General features: G+C 53.5%; 21 protein-coding genes. 13 read left to right on the forward strand and 8 right to left on the reverse strand.

From position 1 onward, the window contains the following. Nucleotides 1-100: 100 nt before the first annotated feature. From QT231_RS23160 to QT231_RS23175, 4 genes are all read left to right on the forward strand, one after another. On the forward strand, nucleotides 101-889 hold the full coding sequence (locus tag QT231_RS23160) for a magnesium transporter CorA family protein (protein WP_308339139.1): 789 nt from the start codon (nucleotides 101-103) through the stop codon (nucleotides 887-889). Between the two features lie 120 nt (nucleotides 890-1,009). After that, on the forward strand, nucleotides 1,010-1,588 hold the full coding sequence (locus tag QT231_RS23165) for an NnrU family protein (RefSeq protein ID WP_308339140.1): 579 nt from the start codon (nucleotides 1,010-1,012) through the stop codon (nucleotides 1,586-1,588). A 31-nt stretch (nucleotides 1,589-1,619) separates the two neighbouring features. After that, nucleotides 1,620-2,810 carry an alcohol dehydrogenase catalytic domain-containing protein gene (locus QT231_RS23170; protein ID WP_308339141.1) on the forward strand — a complete coding sequence of 397 codons (1,191 nt, stop codon included), beginning with the start codon at nucleotides 1,620-1,622 and terminating at the stop codon, nucleotides 2,808-2,810. Further along, nucleotides 2,810-3,874, forward strand: coding sequence for a proline racemase family protein (locus QT231_RS23175; protein WP_308339142.1), 1,065 nt, complete (start codon nucleotides 2,810-2,812; stop codon nucleotides 3,872-3,874). Before QT231_RS23170 ends, QT231_RS23175 begins: the two co-directional genes overlap by 1 nt. Here the strand turns inward: QT231_RS23175 and QT231_RS23180 are convergent. The 3 genes from QT231_RS23180 to QT231_RS23190 form a co-directional block, all read right to left on the reverse strand. Next, a complete protein-coding gene (locus QT231_RS23180; protein ID WP_308339143.1) occupies nucleotides 3,841-4,071 on the reverse strand; it encodes a DUF1289 domain-containing protein in 231 nt (76 codons plus the stop codon). The two genes, QT231_RS23175 and QT231_RS23180, sit on opposite strands and share 34 nt — an antisense overlap. Next, nucleotides 4,071-4,487, reverse strand: a complete 417-nt coding sequence (gene arfB / locus QT231_RS23185) for an alternative ribosome rescue aminoacyl-tRNA hydrolase ArfB (protein ID WP_308339144.1) — start codon at nucleotides 4,485-4,487, stop codon at nucleotides 4,071-4,073. Before arfB ends, QT231_RS23180 begins: the two co-directional genes overlap by 1 nt. An 86-nt stretch (nucleotides 4,488-4,573) precedes the next feature. Further along, on the reverse strand, nucleotides 4,574-5,521 hold the full coding sequence (locus tag QT231_RS23190; protein WP_308339145.1) for a D-2-hydroxyacid dehydrogenase family protein: 948 nt from the start codon (nucleotides 5,519-5,521) through the stop codon (nucleotides 4,574-4,576). 108 nt (nucleotides 5,522-5,629) lie between these two features. On the opposite strand from QT231_RS23190, the gene QT231_RS23195 reads away from it, so the two are divergent. The 5 genes from QT231_RS23195 (at nucleotide 5,630) to QT231_RS23215 (ending at nucleotide 11,035) form a co-directional block, all read left to right on the forward strand. Beyond that, nucleotides 5,630-6,244, forward strand: coding sequence for a flavin reductase family protein (locus QT231_RS23195; RefSeq protein ID WP_308339146.1), 615 nt, complete (start codon nucleotides 5,630-5,632; stop codon nucleotides 6,242-6,244). A gap of 253 nt (nucleotides 6,245-6,497) precedes the next feature. Continuing rightward, the gene (locus tag QT231_RS23200) at nucleotides 6,498-7,697 is read left to right on the forward strand and encodes an ABC transporter substrate-binding protein (protein WP_308339147.1); all 1,200 of its coding nucleotides are present in this window, start codon (nucleotides 6,498-6,500) and stop codon (nucleotides 7,695-7,697) included. 59 nt (nucleotides 7,698-7,756) lie between these two features. Further along, on the forward strand, nucleotides 7,757-9,856 hold the full coding sequence (locus QT231_RS23205; protein ID WP_308339148.1) for a methyl-accepting chemotaxis protein: 2,100 nt from the start codon (nucleotides 7,757-7,759) through the stop codon (nucleotides 9,854-9,856). 111 nt (nucleotides 9,857-9,967) lie between these two features. Further along, nucleotides 9,968-10,537: a DJ-1/PfpI family protein gene (locus tag QT231_RS23210; protein ID WP_022522546.1), complete on the forward strand. Its 570-nt coding sequence runs from the start codon at nucleotides 9,968-9,970 to the stop codon at nucleotides 10,535-10,537. Nucleotides 10,538-10,672: 135 nt separating this feature from the next. Next, nucleotides 10,673-11,035, forward strand: coding sequence for a ribbon-helix-helix domain-containing protein (locus QT231_RS23215; RefSeq protein WP_308339149.1), 363 nt, complete (start codon nucleotides 10,673-10,675; stop codon nucleotides 11,033-11,035). A gap of 10 nt (nucleotides 11,036-11,045) precedes the next feature. Here the strand turns inward: QT231_RS23215 and QT231_RS23220 are convergent, their stop codons facing one another. Then, nucleotides 11,046-11,813 carry a DUF1499 domain-containing protein gene (locus tag QT231_RS23220; RefSeq protein ID WP_308339150.1) on the reverse strand — a complete coding sequence of 256 codons (768 nt, stop codon included), beginning with the start codon at nucleotides 11,811-11,813 and terminating at the stop codon, nucleotides 11,046-11,048. A gap of 111 nt (nucleotides 11,814-11,924) precedes the next feature. On the opposite strand from QT231_RS23220, the gene QT231_RS23225 reads away from it, so the two are divergent. Beyond that, complete coding sequence (locus QT231_RS23225; RefSeq protein ID WP_308339151.1) at nucleotides 11,925-12,257, forward strand: hypothetical protein; 333 nt, start codon at nucleotides 11,925-11,927, stop codon at nucleotides 12,255-12,257. Between the two features lie 22 nt (nucleotides 12,258-12,279). Here the strand turns inward: QT231_RS23225 and QT231_RS23230 are convergent, their stop codons facing one another. After that, the gene (locus QT231_RS23230; RefSeq protein WP_308339152.1) at nucleotides 12,280-12,513 is read right to left on the reverse strand and encodes a DUF3820 family protein; all 234 of its coding nucleotides are present in this window, start codon (nucleotides 12,511-12,513) and stop codon (nucleotides 12,280-12,282) included. A gap of 149 nt (nucleotides 12,514-12,662) precedes the next feature. Here QT231_RS23230 and mqo point away from each other — a divergent pair, with 149 nt between their 5' ends. Beyond that, nucleotides 12,663-14,342, forward strand: a complete 1,680-nt coding sequence (mqo, locus tag QT231_RS23235; RefSeq protein WP_308339153.1) for a malate dehydrogenase (quinone) — start codon at nucleotides 12,663-12,665, stop codon at nucleotides 14,340-14,342. Nucleotides 14,343-14,446: 104 nt separating this feature from the next. Here mqo and QT231_RS23240 read toward each other — a convergent pair whose 3' ends face one another. After that, complete coding sequence (locus tag QT231_RS23240; RefSeq protein ID WP_308339154.1) at nucleotides 14,447-15,313, reverse strand: LysR family transcriptional regulator; 867 nt, start codon at nucleotides 15,311-15,313, stop codon at nucleotides 14,447-14,449. Between the two features lie 132 nt (nucleotides 15,314-15,445). On the opposite strand from QT231_RS23240, the gene QT231_RS23245 reads away from it, so the two are divergent. After that, nucleotides 15,446-15,871, forward strand: coding sequence for a VOC family protein (locus QT231_RS23245; protein ID WP_308339155.1), 426 nt, complete (start codon nucleotides 15,446-15,448; stop codon nucleotides 15,869-15,871). Between the two features lie 24 nt (nucleotides 15,872-15,895). Here the strand turns inward: QT231_RS23245 and QT231_RS23250 are convergent, their stop codons facing one another. Both QT231_RS23250 and QT231_RS23255 read right to left on the reverse strand, forming a co-directional pair. Next, nucleotides 15,896-16,789 carry an AraC family transcriptional regulator gene (locus QT231_RS23250; RefSeq protein WP_308339156.1) on the reverse strand — a complete coding sequence of 298 codons (894 nt, stop codon included), beginning with the start codon at nucleotides 16,787-16,789 and terminating at the stop codon, nucleotides 15,896-15,898. 71 nt (nucleotides 16,790-16,860) lie between these two features. After that, nucleotides 16,861-17,007, reverse strand: coding sequence for a hypothetical protein (locus QT231_RS23255; protein WP_308339157.1), 147 nt, complete (start codon nucleotides 17,005-17,007; stop codon nucleotides 16,861-16,863). Between the two features lie 2 nt (nucleotides 17,008-17,009). Between QT231_RS23255 and QT231_RS23260 the strand changes: the two genes are divergently transcribed. After that, the gene (locus tag QT231_RS23260; RefSeq protein WP_308339158.1) at nucleotides 17,010-18,071 is read left to right on the forward strand and encodes an NAD(P)-dependent alcohol dehydrogenase; all 1,062 of its coding nucleotides are present in this window, start codon (nucleotides 17,010-17,012) and stop codon (nucleotides 18,069-18,071) included. The last annotated feature ends 224 nt before the right edge of the window (nucleotides 18,072-18,295 follow it).

The following is an 18,295-nucleotide window of genomic DNA, read 5'->3' on the forward strand; positions in this document are numbered from 1 at the left end:
CCTGGGTCAGTTGTCGGTATCCCATGCTCTGCTTCACTTTGGTCGGTAAAGTCGAGAGGGTACCGGCGCTGGCCCTCCTTCCTCTACTGTGTGATCCAAAGTGCTGCGGTTATTCTATGAATCCAGGATTGAAGAGTTTGATAATCACACCTTGATTATTTATCGCGGTATCTCCTCTTTCGATGCTGAGCTGAACTATTTGCCGCAACAGGTTTGCTTTTTTGTGGGCGAGCGCTTTTTGGTCACCCTCCACCCCGGCCAGGCGCTCTCTATTGAGAACCTTTTCAATGATCAGGGTAAAGCGCTACTGGCCCACTCTCCAGAGCATGTTGCGCTGCGGGTAATGTATATTTCAGCAGGCTTTTACATTGACAGTTTGCTCGAATTTGAAACGGCGTTGAGCGATCTTGAAGACGAACTGCTGGAAAATGGTAATGATGTGGTAATGCGCAAGATCATCACTTACCGTTCCCGGCTGGTTAAAATGCGCCGCATCTTTAGCTACCACCAGGGGATAACCCAGGAACTCACTACTTACGACTATGATCACTTGCCGCGGGAAGAGAGTGAGACCCTGCACGCGATCAACGATGTAGCGGATCGTTTCGAGCGTCTCTATACCTTGACCCAAATGTACTACGACATTTGCGGTGATTTGGTCGATGGCTATATCTCTATTTCTTCCCACCAGTTAAATATCACCATGCGGGTGCTCACGGTGATTACTGCGATCTTTGTACCTCTTACGTTTATCGCCGGAATTTACGGCATGAACTTCGAAAACATGCCCGAGCTGCGCTATCAGTACGGCTACTTTTTTGTATGGGGCGCTATGCTGGGCATCGGTGGGATAATGATTTGGTTATTTAAGCGCAAGCATTGGTTTTAGCCCGTGAGCGAAAAGTTGACGCATGCATAGGTGGTCGGTGGCTGAGTGTGGCATCCTCTGCAGCGACCGAGACTATAAGGCATAAAGCCGTCGACTAGCGTTTTCACTGGGAGTTGTTCCATGACAATTATGATTATCGGGCTGTTGATTTTTTTAGGCAGCCACTCTGTACGCATCTTTGCTGAAAAGTGGCGTCAGCAGCAGATTGCGAAACACGGCGAGACTACCTGGAAAGTCGCCTATTCGGCGATCTCCATCGTTGGCCTGGTCATCGCTATTTACGGTTTTGGCCAGATGCGCCTCGACCCCCTCTATATCTGGTACCCCCCCATGGGGATGCGCCATGCGGTAGCGCTGCTGATGGTGCCCGCCTTTGTTATGCTGGTAGCGGCCTACATTCCGCATAACGCGATTAAGGCCAAGCTTGGCCATCCCATGATGCTGGCGGTAAAAATCTGGTCATTTGCCCATCTGCTGGCCAATGGACGCTTAGGCGACATTATCTTTTTTGCTGCCTTTCTTATCTGGGCTATCCTGGCGTTTAAAGCCGCCAAAAAGCGCGACCGCCTAACACCGCCTGCGCCCGTCAGTACTCATAAAATGGCCACCATTGCTACCGTACTCGTCGGCTTGATAGCGTATGTGGTGTTCGCCTTTTACTTGCACACAGTGCTGATTGGCGTTCCTGTTTTTAGCTAATCGAGCGTTAGCCCAACTTAGGAGTCACTCCATGGCCGAGACAACACACACGGTGCCCGCGACAATGGCTGCCATGCTATTGACCGGGCATGGTGGTATCGAAAAACTTGAATACCATCAGAGTGTCGCCACGCCGCAGCCCAAGGCGGGCGAGGTACTGGTACAGGTGACCGCTACGGCGAAGAACAACACTGACCGCAAGGCGCGTGAAGGCCTGTACCCGACCAAAGACAAAGGTGATGTGACTTCCTTTGCCATGGGCGGCACCCCAACCTTAACCTTCCCGCGGATTCAAGGCGCCGATGTCGCTGGCCGAATAGTGGCGGTTGGCGAAGGCGTTGACGCCGAGCGCATTGGCCAGCGCGGACTGCTTGATTTTAATATTTACGCCGATGAACGCCGTGATATTAACCTAACCCCTGATTACTATGGCCACGGGGCCGACGGCGGTTTTGCTGAGTATATCGCTGTGCCTGCTGATCAGTTTTATCACGTGCCCAACCCTGAGCTGCACGACGCCGAGCTGGCCTCAATGGGCATGTGCTCGTATCAAACCGCTTACCATATGATGACCGCCGCCAAGGTGAGTGCCGGAGAGCGTGTTTTGGTCAGCGGTGCCAGCGGCGGTGTTGGAACTGCGCTAATTCAACTCTGCCGGATTGTGGGGGCCATACCCTATGCAGTTAGCCAGTTAGACAAAGCCGAGGCGCTCACCGCACTAGGGGCGGAAGCGGTGATTGATCGAGGCGATCTGCCCACCTTTGTAGAGCGGGTGCTGAAAACCACTGACGGCAAACCGATCGATACAGTGATGGATTTGGTCGGCGGTGAGATGACCAACCTGTTTATCGACACCATGATTGTCGATATGCAGGGGCGTAAGAGCTACCCGCGCCTCTCCATTGCCGGTGCCAGCGGTGGCAACCTAAGCGAAATGATGTGGACCCGCATCTATCTTTACCAAGTACAGATATTTGGCGTTTCCCACGGCACCCGTGAAGAGGCCGAACAACTAGTGGCATGGATTCGCAGCGGTGACTTAAAACCGGTGCTGCATGCCGCCTTTAAGCTCTCTGATCTGCACGCTGCCGAGCGTTATTTTGTCAACCGGGATAGCAACTACCTGGGTAAAATTGTGCTTGTCCCCGATGCTCAGTGGGCCTCTCACGGTGAGCCGTTCGCTCTCGAAAATTCCTCTTCCGTCGTTCAGGAGCGTCACTAGTGCATAAACTGCATACCATTCAGCTAATGGACACCCATGCCGGAGGCGATGTTAGTCGTATCGTCACGGGGGGGATTGATGTATTGCCTGGTGCTACCGTGCGCGAGCAGATGGAGTATTTGCGCGATGACGCCGACGGATTGCGGCGCCTGCTGCTGGAAGAACCCTATGGCATTCCTGAAATGTCGGTTGATTTGCTGGTGCCCGCCACGCACCCAGACGCAGTGGCGGGTTACATCATTATGGAGGTGATGGGGTACCCCATCTACTCCGGCTCAAACACACTGTGTACCGCTACAGCAGTGCTGGAGAGCGGGATTGTGCCTAAGCAGGAAGGCATACAGCGCTTTAAACTCGAAGCGCCGGCAGGGTTAGTACAAATCGAAGCGAAAGTGCACAACGGTGTGGTGGAATCGGTGACCTGTGGCGGCTTGCCCAGCTATATCGATACCTATCGCGATAAGATTCAGGTTCCTGGGATTGGTGAAGTTACCTATTCCATAGCCTATAGTGGTGGCTTTTACGCTTTGGTAGATGCCACAGAGCTTGGCTTTAAGCTTTCGCGTGATGAGGAGCGTGCGCTTTCGGAGTGCGCCTACAAAATTGTCGAAGCGATAAAAGCGCAGCGGGGTTTTTCCCACTACACCTTGGGCGATGTGGGGCCGCTGCCATTTTTGCACTTTATGGGGCCTGAAGAGCAGATAGGGGAGGGCTATATACGGTCACGGTCAACGACGTACGTCCATCCTGGCGTTATTTGCCGCAGCACCACGGGCACCGGTACATCAGCGCGCTTGGCGCTGATGAACTACGAAAAGCGGCTAAAACTGGGTGATAAACTAGAGACGGTATCACTTCGGGAGACAGGCTTTATTGGCACCTTTATCGGTACCCATCAGGAGGGCGCTTACCAGGTAGTGGAGAACACCATTACCGGCCGTAGCTATGTACTGGCTCACTCGGATATTGTTATCAACTGTGACGACCCGATGGTAGCCTGCGGTGAGCTGCACCATATATTGAGCGACCGTCACCCGCCGGAAGCACTGCTTTTGGCAACATAGCTTTCAGAAACATAGCCTTCGCTCTCCAGACGTTCCCATACCGGGGCTTTTTCGGCCTCGGTCATTCCTCCCCAGCTCGCGATTTCATCCAGCGTTCGGCCACAGCCGTGGCACACGGATGTTGTAGGCTCAATCTGGCAGATCTGTACGCAGGGCGAGAGGGGGCGCTTAGAGCGTGATCCGGAGTGTTGAGTCATTAAGATGCCGACACCTTACCGCGCAGCGATTTAATTTTGCCCTTACGGGTTTTATGATCGACGCGGCGGCGCTGGGAGCCTTTAGTTGGCTTGGTGGCTCGGCGTACTTTTTGCTCTTTGTTGGCGCTCTGTATCAGCTCTTTTAAACGCGCCAGCGCATCCTCTTTATTCAGCTCAAGCTTACGGTGGCTCTGAGCTTTAATGATCACCACACCCTCTTTGCTGATGCGCTGATCGGAGAGCGCCATTAAGCGCTGTTTGTACAGCGGTGGCAGCGTGGAGCTAAGAATATCGAAGCGCAGATGTACCGCTGAGGCGACTTTATTGACGTTCTGGCCGCCCGCCCCTTGGGCGCGAATCTGGCTAATGTCAATTTCCCAGTCAGCCAAGGTAACGTTGCTAGAAATGGTGAGCATTAATGGCCTCTGTGTTACTCGTGAACCTATTAGGCTAGCACAATTGGCACAGAGGTGGCGGTCGCCGCGCTCGTTAGCGCGCTCAATCAACTGGCTAGATTGTTGACGGGCTGATCATCGATATACGCCAGTAGGTTGCTAAACGCATCGCCAAAATAGAGCTCGTAGCTATCTTTTTCCACATAGCCAAGGTGGGGGGTAGCGACGAGATTGGGCAATGCCAGCAATGAGTCTTCGAACACAGGTTCAGTATCAAATACGTCTACTGCTGCCTGACCAGGGCGGCCGGCTTTCAGAGCCTGCTCTAGCGCACCGGGAGCCACTAACTGAGAGCGGCTGGTGTTTACCAGCAGCGACGTGGGCTTCATTTGAGCCAGCGATTCAGCGCTGACGATACCCCGGGTATCGTCATTCAATCGGAGGTGCAGGCTTAGTACATCTGAACGCTGAAACAAGTCAGCCTGGCTTGCGGCCACTTCGAACCTGGCCTCAGTAGCCCGTTGTCGAGTACCCTCACGGCCCCACACTAACACTTTCATTTCAAATGCCTGGCCATAGCGCGCGACTAAGCTGCCGATTTTTCCGTAACCAAAAATACCCAGTGTGCGCCCTTTAAGACCGGTGCCTAATGTGCGCTGCCAGCGGCCCGCTTTCAGGTTCTCAACCTCTGCCGGTATGTTCCGCATTGCCGAAAGCACCAAGCCCCAGGTTAACTCTGCAGCGGCGTAGGGAGAGCCGGTGCCCGTCATTACGGTGATACCATGACGGCGGCAGGCCTCTATATCCACATGCGCCGCGCCACCACCTGTTTGGCTAATGACTTTCAGATTGGGCAAACGCTCAAGTAGGGCGGCAGTAATCGGTGTACGTTCGCGAATAAGCACTAACGCCTCGGCCTCCTGGAAACGTGCACTTAGCGCGTCCAAGTCGGTAAGGGTGTCGTGATAAACCGTTACATCATGGCCTTCGAGCTGTTTGAAGGCGTCTAAATGACGCACGCAGTCTTGGTAGTCATCAGAGATAACAATCTTCATTAAAAGGGATCCTTAAACTGTCCGCACCGATAATGGCAAAACAGAGCGTCGTGGGCTTTGCTGTTATAAAGTGATACTAACCTGAAACCTCGTCACCAAGGAGCCACAATGAGTGATTACCTATTAGATGATGCACCGCTAAGCCCGGGGGTTATATACCGGCTGCTATCTGGCAGTGTTTGCCCACGGCCGATTGCCTGGGTATCTACCCAGGATAAGCAGGGAAATGCCAATTTGGCGCCATTTTCCTTTTTTAACGTGGCTAGCGTAAACCCTCCAGTGCTGGCGTTTTCGCCGCTACTTAATGGTAGCGGTGAACTTAAAGATACGGTGCGCAATTTAAAGGAAGTGCCGGAGTGTGTCGTGCACGTGGGAAGTGAAGGGCTCATTGACGCGCTGAATACCACCAGCGCCAGTTTGCCGCCAGGAGAGGATGAGTTTGCCCTGGCAGAGCTTGAAAAAGCTGAAATGGCTGGCGTTAGTGTGCCGCGGATTGCCAACGCTCCCGTGGCGTTTGGTTGCAAACTGTTCGATATGATCCGGTTTGGCGACCAGCCTTTGGCTGGAACCTTAGTGCTGGCGCAAGTTGTCTCTATCCATATTGACGATTCGCTGTGGGACGGCCGCCATGTGGATATGGATTTACTCAAACCTGTTGGGCGCCTAGCAGGCAGTGATTACATTCGAATTAGCGACCGTTTCGCTATCGAAAGGCCTGCTTAGCAAGCGCTTAATATTTTAAGAGCATGATTTTTAGAATAATTTGGCTTGCTTCTTTATCTTGTGAGTGAGTGTTACAGAGGGGGTAAAAATTGTTACCTATTAATTAACGATAATTAATCTTTAGTCGTATATTCTCCTGCCGATAGTAATAGATAAAAGCTCGGTAATGTGGCGAAGGTGTGAGGGGAGCACTACACGCCTTCGTTCATGCTATTTACAAGGGGAAGTGATCTAGCTATGAAGGAGCAGATCAATGCGACGATTGGGAACTTGGTTGTTAAGAAAAGTCTTATTAAAAAAGTTTTTACTAAGCATAGCTTTATTAGGCGGGGTGTTTGCTCCATTACTCGCGCAGGCAGAACTGACCTTTGGGATTGTTGCTCCTTCCAGCGGAGGGGCTGCACCACTTGGGTTGGGCATGCAAAAAGGTATCGAGACCTACTTTGCTGAGGTCAATGCGGCGGGCGGGGTTAATGGCGAGAATTTGTCACTGATTGCACGAGATGATCAGTACAAACCGCTGCAAGCTGCCAGCAATACCCGACAACTGATTCAGGATGACGATGTACTGGCGGCGATCGGCAACGTCGGCACTCCCACCGCTACGGTGACCATTCCCATCCATAATGAATATAAAACCTTGCTTTACGGGGCATTTACCGGCGCCGGGGTTCTGCGCAAATCGCCGCCTGATCGCTATGTGATCAACTATCGGGCCAGCTACGTACAAGAAACTGCCGCGATGGTGGATGGGTTGCTGGAAGCAGGTGTTTTGCCCGAGGAAATTGCCTTCTTTACTCAAAACGATAGCTTTGGTGATGCGGGATACAATGGTGCCGCCCAGGCATTAACTGCCCATGGCGTCGACAATATCGCGGCACTCGCCCATGGACGTTTTACACGTGGCACGCGCAATATTCACCAGGGGCTAGCGACTATTCTGGAAGCGCCAGTGACGCCTCGCGCCATTATCATTGTCGGTACTTACGGCCCTGCTGCTGATTTTATTCGTGAAGCGAAGAATGATTTACCTGATGCGGTATTTTTGAACGTCTCTTTTGTGGGCAGCCAGGCGCTTATGGATGAACTTGGTGATTTGGCTGAAGGCGTCATTATCACTCAGGTGGTGCCTCCCCTGGATGCCGACTTGCCCGCCGTAGAAGCCTACCGTGAAGCGTTGGACGCCCATGCCAGTGGTAGTGAACCTGACTTTATCTCACTCGAAGGTTATTTAGCCGCTAAGCTCTTTGTTGAGGGGGTGAAAGCCGCCGGCGCTAATCCAGACCGTGACGCCATTGTGGATGGTTTACTCGGTTTGGGATCGATTGATATTGGACTGGAAGAGCCGGTTAGCTTGGGGCCGAATGACCATCAGGCCAGCGATGCGGTGTGGCCAACCATTATCACCAATGGCCGTTTCGAGTCGGTGGAATGGGCGAGCTTGTTGCCTTAAAGCTGTCATTCACACAGCTTACGTTACCTGTAAGACCCTGACACGAGTGAAAACAGATAATGAAAAAAACCTTAAGTATTAGAGCGATGCTGATCAGCCTGTTCTTGGCTGCGGTGTTGGGAGCCATAGTGCTGGCAGCAACGGGCTGGGTGACCAACCAACGGCTCATTGACTCGCAGCGTTATATTATCGGTGAGGTGCTGCCGCTGGAAGATGCCAGCCGGGGCATGGTGCTGACTATGGGAGCATTTGGCCAACGTCATGCGGATTTGCTTGCGGCAGAGAGCGTAGCAGCCCTTGATGAGACCACCAATCAGAGCGAATTAGATGAACGCTTTCGCGCAGCACAGCAAGCATTGAGTGGAATTGATATAGCTGAAGGTCTGAGTGCATTAGAGAGTCATTATCAAGCGTTGTTGGAAGGTGATACTGCGCTTGAAACGGTGCGGCGTGAGGAGTTGAGTCTCCAAATACAAATGGCTGAGCGTATTAGCGCTATGCAAGCGCTCATTTCTCAAGTAATGCTGAGTGCTGAAGATATTGCTGGGCGTGCTGCATTGGCGCAGGTTCGCAGTCGCCAGGAGCAGCGCGTATTGATAGAAGCTTGGCGCGAAGATGGCATGACCACACTGCCCACGCAGCTGTTGGACAACATGTTTGCTACACAAGCTGATATCGGTCGTTTGAGCGGTAACGCGCGCATGGCATTGGCGCAGCTATCCGACCTTGGCCGTCAGATGATGCAAACAGGCAGTGCCGATGCATTGGTCAACCTGCGTTACAATGAAATTGCCCAACAAGTGGGGCTGGCCCGTCAATCATTGGCGGCGATCGCAGAAGCACCCAGCACCGAAGTAGAGCAGCGCGCGCTGATTCTTGACTTAGACGATGTCATTGTTGAGCTGGAAGGGCTGATGGTATCCGATGACGACGCTGTGTATGAGCTACGTTTGCAACAGCTTGCGCTACACGAACAGGTACAAGCTGCGCTTGCCAGTGTGGCTCAAGCCATGGATCAAATGCGCGATGCTTTGAGTGATGTTGAAACGTATACCGTGGGACAAGCCCAAAGCGCCTCTACCCAGGCCGAAACGTTAGCCAACGCTGGTCGCTCGTTACTGATTATGGTCACTCTAGCGGTTATCGTGTTACTTGCGATTTTTGGCTGGCGTACCATGGTGCGGGTGCTGGGGCCGCTAGTGGCGATGCGCCATCAAATGGAAAACATCAGCGGCGCCGCAGGCGAAAATGCTGACCTGTCTAAGCGTCTTGAACTTAAACGCAACGATGAAGTGGGCCAAACTGCCCAAGCGTTTAATAACATGATGGATACCTTTGAAGGCATGGTGGCGCAAATTCGCGAGAGCGCCGAATCCATTGCAGCCAGCAGCCGTCAAATTGCCGCGGGTAATGAGAACCTCTCCCAGCGTACCGACCAGCAGGCGGCGTCGTTGGCGGAAACGGCCTCAAGCCTTGAAGAGATTACTGCCACGGTGAAACAAACCGCTGAGTACGCTGATCAGGCCAAAGATGCCAGCGGTAATGTTGACCAGCGCGCCCGTGCCGCAGGCGATGTGTCAATACGCACGACGGCGGCGATGGGGGATATCCGTGAGGCGAGCGAGAAAATTACCTCGATCATTAAAGCCATTGACGATATCGCCTTTCAAACCAACTTGCTGGCGCTCAACGCATCTGTTGAAGCGGCGCGAGCGGGCGAGCAGGGGCGAGGGTTTGCCGTGGTGGCTCAGGAAGTTCGCAAATTAGCCGGGCGCAGCGCCGAAGAAGCCGCCCAAATTCGCCATTTGGTAGACGACAGTGTCGCCAAGGTGAGTGAAGGCGAGCAGCTTGTGAACGCCTCTAGTAAGCACCTGCAGGAAATCATTGATAGCCTGAGTGAGGTGACGCGCTATGTCACCGAGATTGCGGGGGCGACCCATGAGCAATCGGCTGGGATCGATCAGATCAACCAGGCCATTTCGCAGTTGGATCAGGTAACCCACCAGAATGCCCGGTTGGTGCAGGAAGCGACCACTGCCAGCCATACCCTGGATGATCGTGCCGGTGATATGCATTCGCTGGTAGGACGTTTCCGTGTTAGCGATCATGCCGGACAACGTCAACTGACGCTGCCGCCGCAGAAGGAAGTTTCACTGTAGTATTGACCTACTACCCAATGGTAGGGAGCGCTTGCTAGTCTCATCTAACACGCCCCGCGTGTGCTCAAACACTCGATCAATAACCATAAGATAGATAAGAGGAGCACTGAGATGAGCAGCAAGCGTATTTTAATGATCACCGGTGATTTCACTGAAGATTATGAAACCATGGTGCCATTTCAGGCACTCATGGCAGTCGGCCACCGTGTCGATGCTGTCTGCCCAGGGAAAGCTTCAGGCGATACTGTGGCGACCGCAATTCATGACTTCGAAGGTGATCAAACTTACTCTGAAAAGCCCGGCCACCGCTTTGCCCTGAATGCTGATTTTGCCAGCATTAACCCCGCCGATTACGATGCCTTGGTGGTGCCTGGTGGCCGCGCCCCTGAATATCTTCGTTTGAACAAAGAGGTGCTAACCATGGTTCAGCACTTTTTTGAGACCAACAAGCCTGTGGCGGCGATTTGCCACGGCGCTCAGCTATTAGCCGCTGCCAAAGTACTGGAAGGGAAGCAGTGTTCCGCTTACCCGGCCTGTCAGCCCGAGGTGGAGCTTGCCGGTGGTCACTTTGCCAACCTGGAAGTGACCGACGCGGTAACCGATGGCAACTTGGTTACCGCCCCCGCATGGCCTGCACACCCGGCCTGGCTTGCGCAATTTATGGCGCTACTGAATAAGTGAGATTGGTCGCAGTAACCTAACGAGGCTTGCGCCCGGCAGTTGCCAGGCGCTCTTGTTTGCGGTGCCTATAAATGCCGCTATGCTAAGTGTGAATACGGATACACGAGAGACGATGCCTACCAAGGGAGTACGCCCATGTGTAAACTCTTTATTCAAGCCGACCCGGCACTTTGGCGCAGCGAGACGCACTCGCTGCGCATTGATGGCATGGTGACCAGTGTGCGCATGGAAAATTACTTCTGGCACATTCTTGAAGAGATTGCCCAGCGGGATGGAATGAATACTGCGCAAATGATTACCCGCCTGTATCACGAATCCATCGACGCTGGGCACGATTTGGGTAACTTCACTTCGTTTTTACGCGTTTGCGCCCTGCGTTATCAAGCGCTTCAATTGAGCGGGGATATCCCAACCCATCATCAGGTGCCTATCGCCACGCTGGATGCTGAGCAAATTTTAGCGCGTGAAGGTGGCAATAAGCGTGATCAGATACATTAACGAAAAAGAACTATTTAAGCCGCGCTTCCAACGCCGTTAAAAACGCTTCGATACGTGCCGCGTTGGTGCCCACATCACTGGCGCCCAGGCGTGATGCCGAGCGCATATCCACCTGCACTCCGTCTTCAATCTCGGTCAAGCGAATGACCACGTCATCCTCAAAGCCAAACCAGCGGGTGGTTGCGGTGGCTTCTATTTGATTTTCGGTGATTCGGGCGATCCGCCAGCCAGCCTCTTCGGCCTCAGCCTGCGCGGCAGCCAGCACCGTTTGTGGTGCTTCGGCCAAGACCAGCGGTTTGATATAAGGGTAAGCAGCTTGCTGCTGCTGAGCGGTGGTATCACCGGGGTAGTCAACCGCGTTAGGCGCCGCTACCCGTGCCTCGGCCAAGGCTTCAAAAGCTGGCGGGTTCTGTGTATCGGTAGTGATATCATGAATCGCGGGCACCTGTTGTGCTCGCTGCCAATGTTGCCAGGGCACGTAAAGCAGCGCTACAGCGGCGACGATCACCAGAGTGGCTATTAATGCAGGCCTGGAGCGACGCACCAGCATGCTGAACAGCAGCGTAATAACGCTTACCGCGACGGCTCCTCCGGCGGCGTAAATGCCGTTGCGGAGTAAGTTAAACGCCTCACCTAAGCTGATAAGCTCACCACGATAAGCAGGCCCTGCGCTTGCTATCATTAGGGCTGCCACCGCAATCAGCAGAATGGATAAGCCTGCCAGCACGCCTGGCAAGCGGCCACCGCGAGGGCGCGCCGCTGTTAGTCGCGTTACCATGTGTTCTCCTTTTCACCGCGTATTTCGCTATTCTTAGCACACCTACTTATTAACACAAACACTGCGCCAAAGGGCAGTGTGAACGTTTTAAACCCTGACGATAGGATAGATATGACCGATAACGTAGCCGCACTTCGCCAGCTACTTCTCAATGCACCGTGTGATGCCCTGCCAATGACGTATCAGCAAGTGGCTAGTGCACTTGCACTCACACCACCGCGAACAATCGCTCAAGTCACCCAGGCATTAGAGCAGTTAATGCGCGAAGACGCTGCCCAGCAGAAGCCTTTTACTGCGGCACTTGTCGTTAGCCGCCGAGGCGATGGCCTACCCGCGGCTGGCTTTTTTGAACTGGCGGTCGACTTAGGACGTTTTCCTGCTGATACCGCGCAGCATGAGGAGGCTTACCGTGCTGAATTTCAGCGTGCTCTGAACGCGCGTTAGAGCGTTGATAAAAACGCAAAGCCTAGCTGTCGCCACGTTGACTAGGCGTTTTACGCAGTGGATCAAGCAGCGGGCCTAGCCCATTGTGGTCAATTTCATGCATCAAATGCAGCAACTGGCCAATTTCCCCTGAGGGAAACCCTTCGCGAGCAAACCAGTTTAAATAAGCGCCAGGGAGGTCGGCAATAAGACGGCCCTCATACTTGCCAAAAGGCATAGTGCGAGTCACTAACTTTTCCAGATCCTCTGGTTTCATAGCTTAAATTCCATTCGCTCTCATTTAAGTAAAATTGCATATTTCCGGATAGGCGTATTTTTGTTAGACTTTAGTCGACAAATAATACCCCCTCGATGCCGGAGACTTAGTATTCCGGTGCGTCCTTTCTGTATCGTCTGGGACATGACATGCAAAAACGTTTTAGTCTATTACTCTGTTCTCCGCTGTTGGCGCTGGCAGCCATGCCCCTTGCCGCCGATGAGCCTGTTGATGTGGTATTGATTGGTGGCGGCATTATGAGCGCCACGCTGGGCACTTATCTGCAAGAGCTCGAGCCTGAGTGGAATATCCATCTTTATGAGCGCTTGGATCAAGTTGCCGAAGAGAGCTCTAACGCCTGGAATAACGCAGGTAGCGGGCACTCGGCCTTCATGGAACTAAATTACACTCCAGAGGTTGAGGGTCAAGTTCAAATTGAGCGTGCCACTAAGGTAACTGAACAGTTCGAAGTCTCCCGTCAGTTTTGGGCACACCAGGTAGAAGCTGGCATTCTGGGTGAGCCTGATTCGTTTATCCAAACTGTGCCGCACATTGCAGTGGTTTGGGGAGAGGACGACGTCGACTTCTTGGGTAAGCGCTATCAGGCGATGACGCAAAACCCCCTTTATGCGGGTATGGAGTACTCTGAGGATCGCGCGGAACTGGCCGATTGGATGCCGCTAGTGATGGCTGGGCGTGAAGATAGCGATACGCCCGTGGCAGCAACGCGCATGCAGATGGGCACCGAAGTTAACTATGGTGCGCAAACGCGCCAAATGGTTGAGTCGCTGGCGCAAAGCGACCACTTTACGCTGGGGCTTAGCAGTGAAGTGCGCGGTCTGGAGCGCAATGATGACGATACCTGGAAGGTCACTGTAGCGGATCTCGCCAACGGTGGGGAAACCACCGTGGATTCCCGCTACGTCTTTATCGGTGCGGGTGGTGCTGCGTTATTGTTGCTGCAGGAATCTGGCATTCCTGAAGCCGAAGCTTACGCAGGCTTCCCAGTAAGTGGTCAGTTCCTTTACACCACTAATCCAGACGTGGTGGCCCAGCACGACGTAAAAGCCTATGGCAAAGCAGGCGAAGGTTCTCCGCCCATGTCCGTGCCGCACTTGGATCGGCGCAACCTGGACGGTGAGCCCGCGCTATTTTTTGGCCCCTTTGCGGCGGTCTCCACCAAATTCCTGAAAGAAGGTTCCTGGACTGATCTGTTCAGCTCGTTGACGCTGCATAACACTTGGCCGGTGGCTGAAGTTGGGATGGATAACTTTAATCTGGTGCGTTACTTGGTTGGCCAGGTACTGATGTCCGACGATGATCGCTTTGAAGCACTACAGAAGTACTACCCTGAAGCAAACCAAGATGACTGGACGCTGTGGACAGCAGGTCAGCGGGTACAAATTATTAAAGAAAATCCTGAAAAGGGTGGTGTGTTGCAGTTCGGTACCGAAGTCGTAACGTCGCAAGATGGCACCATGTCGGCACTGCTGGGCGCATCGCCGGGGGCCTCGACAGCGCCTTCCATCATGCTAAACCTGCTTGACCGCGTTTTCCCTGAACAGGTGGCTAGCGCAGAGTGGCAGGAAAAGCTGACCGACATCGTGCCATCTTATGGGCAGCTCTTAGCGGAGAATCCTGAATTGCTCCGTGAAATACGTGCCTTTACCGCGCAAACCTTGCAGCTAGATGAGCCCATGAACCTTGCTACCGATAGCGACGCAGAGCAGGCGAGCAAGGAGAGTGACGCGCAAGACGAGCAGAGCGAAGAGGCCGCAAGCGATTCTCCAGCAAACGAGATGCAGGAAGAAGCTGTCACCGACGAATAACATTTTGTTGGCCGCACTTTAACCTCGATAGCTAAAACGCTACCTCTGTTGTTTGAGGTAGCGTTTTTTTATTGCCTGGCTGATGATAGCTATTAAAGGCCCGCTCACTGGGCTATTGCGCTAATCAGTTGGGCAAGCGCCCGGGCGGGTTCACTCAAGTGGCCACTGGTTGGATGAATCAGCCCTATGTCGCGGTGAAAGGTGCGCTCGCCTAAATCAATCGCCCGCACTCCCGTTGGCCAGCGCTGCTGTGCTATCGCCTGGGGCACCAGGGCAACGCCCACCCCTTTGGCGACCAGTTTAACGATGGCTTCCAGTTCATCGACTTCGCATACTTCGCGCACGTTGCAGTGATTGTGGCGAAGGAAGCGATCTACCTGGCGTCCCCCAAAGGAGGCGCGGTCATAGCGGACAAACGGCTGTTGGCTGATGAGTTCCTGCCAGTTGTCGCCGTCAATATGGTGCGGCACGATTAATCGAAAAGGCTCATGGGCAAGGGGCGTCCAGCGCAAATCGCTATGCAGCGAAAAGGGTGGGCGAATAATCACGGCCATGTCCAGCTCACCAGCATCGACTTGATTCACCAATTCCATGGAGAGCCCAGGCACCACTCGGGTTCGACATTCGCTATAGGTGTTATGAAAGCGCGCCAGCACATCGGGCAGTAGCGAGCGCTGTATCGAAGCGATGGCCCCAATGTTGACTCGTTGAGTGACTGGTTGGCCCGCTGTCGTATCACCCAGTGTGCTGTAAAGAGTGAGCAGGGCATGAGCTTGCTTTAACGTCTCCTGGCCACGCTGGGTCAATATAGCGGCCCGCCCTTTACGCTCAAACAGTGGTATACCCAACTCTTCTTCAAGACGTTTCATCTGTGCGCTTACCGCTGCTTGAGTCAGGCCGATTTTGTTGCCTGCTGCGGCGAAGGTGCCTTCCTGTGCGACCGCAATCAGCGTTTTTAGCTCGCGGATCATTGATAAATCCTTTTTGTGAATCAGCTAAATAGTTATTGATTTTATTTTCCCATGCGCAGCCATAAGATGAATACAGCGTGGTGGCATAAAAGTGTCCGCCAGTTGATAAAACTAAATAAGCAGGAGACTTGCATGAGCCTTTCACCTTTCCATCTGGCTATTCCCGTCTACGACGTAGCGCTGGCGCGGGCGTTTTATAATGATGTGTTTGGTCTGGAAGAGGGGCGTTCCAGCGAACAGTGGGTCGACTTTAATTTCTTCGGTCACCAGTTGGTCATTCATGAGCAGCCCAAAACGCCAGGGCAAGAGAGCGCACACACCAATCCGGTAGATGGGCACAATGTACCGGTGCCGCACTTTGGCGTAATCTTGGAGTGGGATGAATGGGGAGCCTTGGCCGAGCGCTTGAAAGCACGGGATATCCAGTTTGTGATTGAGCCGTATATTCGTTTTAAAGGCGAAGTCGGTGAGCAGGCCACCATGTTTCTGCTCGACCCATGCGGTAATGCCCTGGAATTCAAGGCGTTTAAAGATATGAGTCAGGTCTTTGCAAAATAAATAGTATTCGCTAGCCGCAACGCCTCAAGCCCGTAACGCTTGCTCCTGGCGGCGATGTTGAAGCGGAGACTCACCAAAGTAGCGTTTATAGTCGCGGCTAAACTGAGGCACGCTGCGGTAACCCACTGCCGCAGCGGCCTGGTTGACGTTGTGATTATCCTGCAGCAACAACTGCTGCGCTTTGATTAAGCGCAGGCGTTTTAAGTACTGGGCCGGTGACGAGCGGGTAATCTGCCTAAAGTGCTGGTGAAACGTCGATGGGCTCATATGGGCCTGTGCTGCCAACTGTTCCACGCTAAAGTCGTCGGCAAAATGTCTGTGAAGCTTAGACAGCACCTGCACGATACGTGAATAGTTTCCGTGGCCCAGTACCAGTGCCCGTAAAGCAGGGCACTGTTCGCCCTTTAGGGCTTCAAAGACCACATCGCGAATGCGCGCCGTGCCCATGGTGCTACACTCCACCGCCTCATTTAGCGTGCGCGCCAAGCGCAGTACGGCGTCCTGCATGCCTTCTGTCATCGCCACCGAGGCCATCGGCAGCGGTACCTGAGAGTGGCCACCGGTATCACCCATTGCCGTGACCATTTCACTTAACAGTGCGGGATCCAGACGTACCGATATACCCAGCAACGGGGCTTCCGGTGAGCCGTGGGTTTCGCACTCAAAGGGGAGTGGCAGCGTTTGCACTAAGTAGTGCCCGGGGTCGTAGTGGATTTCGCGATCGCCGAGATAACCCATTTTGCGCCCCTGGGCAATGATGGTAAGACTCGGCTCATAGAGCAGCGGCGTACGTACCTGGTGGCGGCTTAAACAGAGTAGCGATACGCCAGGTAGCGGCGTGGCGTTGATACCGTCGCCTTTAACGAGAGGCGCGATAACGGTAGTCAGCGCATTGCCAGCCTGAGCGGTAGAGGCCATGGTGGTGTCTCTCTGGTTTATGGTGGCTTTTGTATGATCATAACGATTTATAGCGTTTTTTTGTTATTTTATTACGTGATATCGGAGTAATTGGCAAAAATGGCGTAGCTTCGTTCATCGCTATCATCACTGAATAGGCCAATACTATTGGCACGCCCCGCATCCGGGGAAATGCCTGCTGATTGATACGGCAGTGTTTTGATGATAAGGAGTTTCACTGATGAGCCAAGCATTATCTTATGCGGCATTTGCTAACGATAAGCCCTTAGCACCGTTTACGTTTGAACGTCGCCAGCCGCGTCCCGATGACGTCGCCATCGAAATTCTCTACTGCGGTGTTTGCCACAGCGACCTGCACTTTGCCCGCAATGACTGGGGAATGAGCCAGTATCCTGTTGTGCCTGGCCATGAGATTGTCGGCCGCGTGACCTCTGTCGGCGGTAAAGTGACGCGTTTTAAAACCGGTGATCTGGTGGGTGTCGGTTGCATGGTGGATTCCTGCCGTACCTGTGCCGCCTGTAAAGACGGTGTAGAGCAGTACTGTCTGGAAGGTTTCACCATGACCTACGGTAGCGAAGACCGCCAGGATGGCACTATGACCCAGGGCGGCTACTCTGACTCTATCGTGGTAAGCGAGCACTTTGTGCTGCAAATGCCCGATGGTATCGACCTGGCCTCAGCAGCGCCGATTCTCTGTGCAGGTGTGACAACCTATTCGCCGCTCAAGCACCACGGCGTGGGTAAAGGCCATAAAGTCGGTGTGATCGGCATGGGTGGTTTAGGCCATATGGGCGTTAAACTGGCGAAAGCATTAGGTGCTGAAGTAACGGTTTTCACCCGCTCCGACGCCAAAGTTGAAGAAGCCAAGCGCAACGGCGCTGACCACGTAGTCGTTTCTAGCGACCAGGCACAGATGGACACCGTGGCGGAAACCTTCGACTTTATGCTCGACACCGTGCCCGTTCAGCACGATCTTAACCCCTATCTAGCGTCGCTGAAGTACGACGGTACCCACATCATTGTCGGTCTGCTTGAGCCCATTGAGCCCGCCATTGAAGCATTCAATTTGGTCTTTAAGCGTCGCGTTGTGGCCGGTTCGCTGATTGGCGGCATCGCTGAAACCGAAGAGCTGCTTAAGCTGTGTGCGGATCAAGGCATTACTTGCGATATTGAAATGCTCGATATCAACAAGATTAACGAAGGCTTTGAGCGGATGGAAAAAGGCGATGTGCGCTATCGTTTTGTGATTGATATGGCGACGCTTAAAAACAGCGCCGCTTAAATTGCCGAACAGCCTGCCTAGTAAAGGCAGGCGTGTTTGGTTGAGCATTGAATAAAACAAATGGCCCGCGTCCTGAATAGGACGCGGGCCATTTTTCATAGTGCGCCAGGCATGGCGCGCAGCGCCTTGACTGGCGCTGTTCCTGGGGGTGGTGCCTCAGGATGACTTGGGGGTGAAAGTCCCCTGCACGCCCGGCAAGGGGAAGTGCTAGCCGACGGCAAGGG

Origin of the sequence: Halomonas sp. SpR1, from assembly GCF_031010175.1 — a bacterium.
In the GTDB taxonomy this organism is placed as follows: Bacteria; Pseudomonadota; Gammaproteobacteria; order Pseudomonadales; family Halomonadaceae; genus Vreelandella.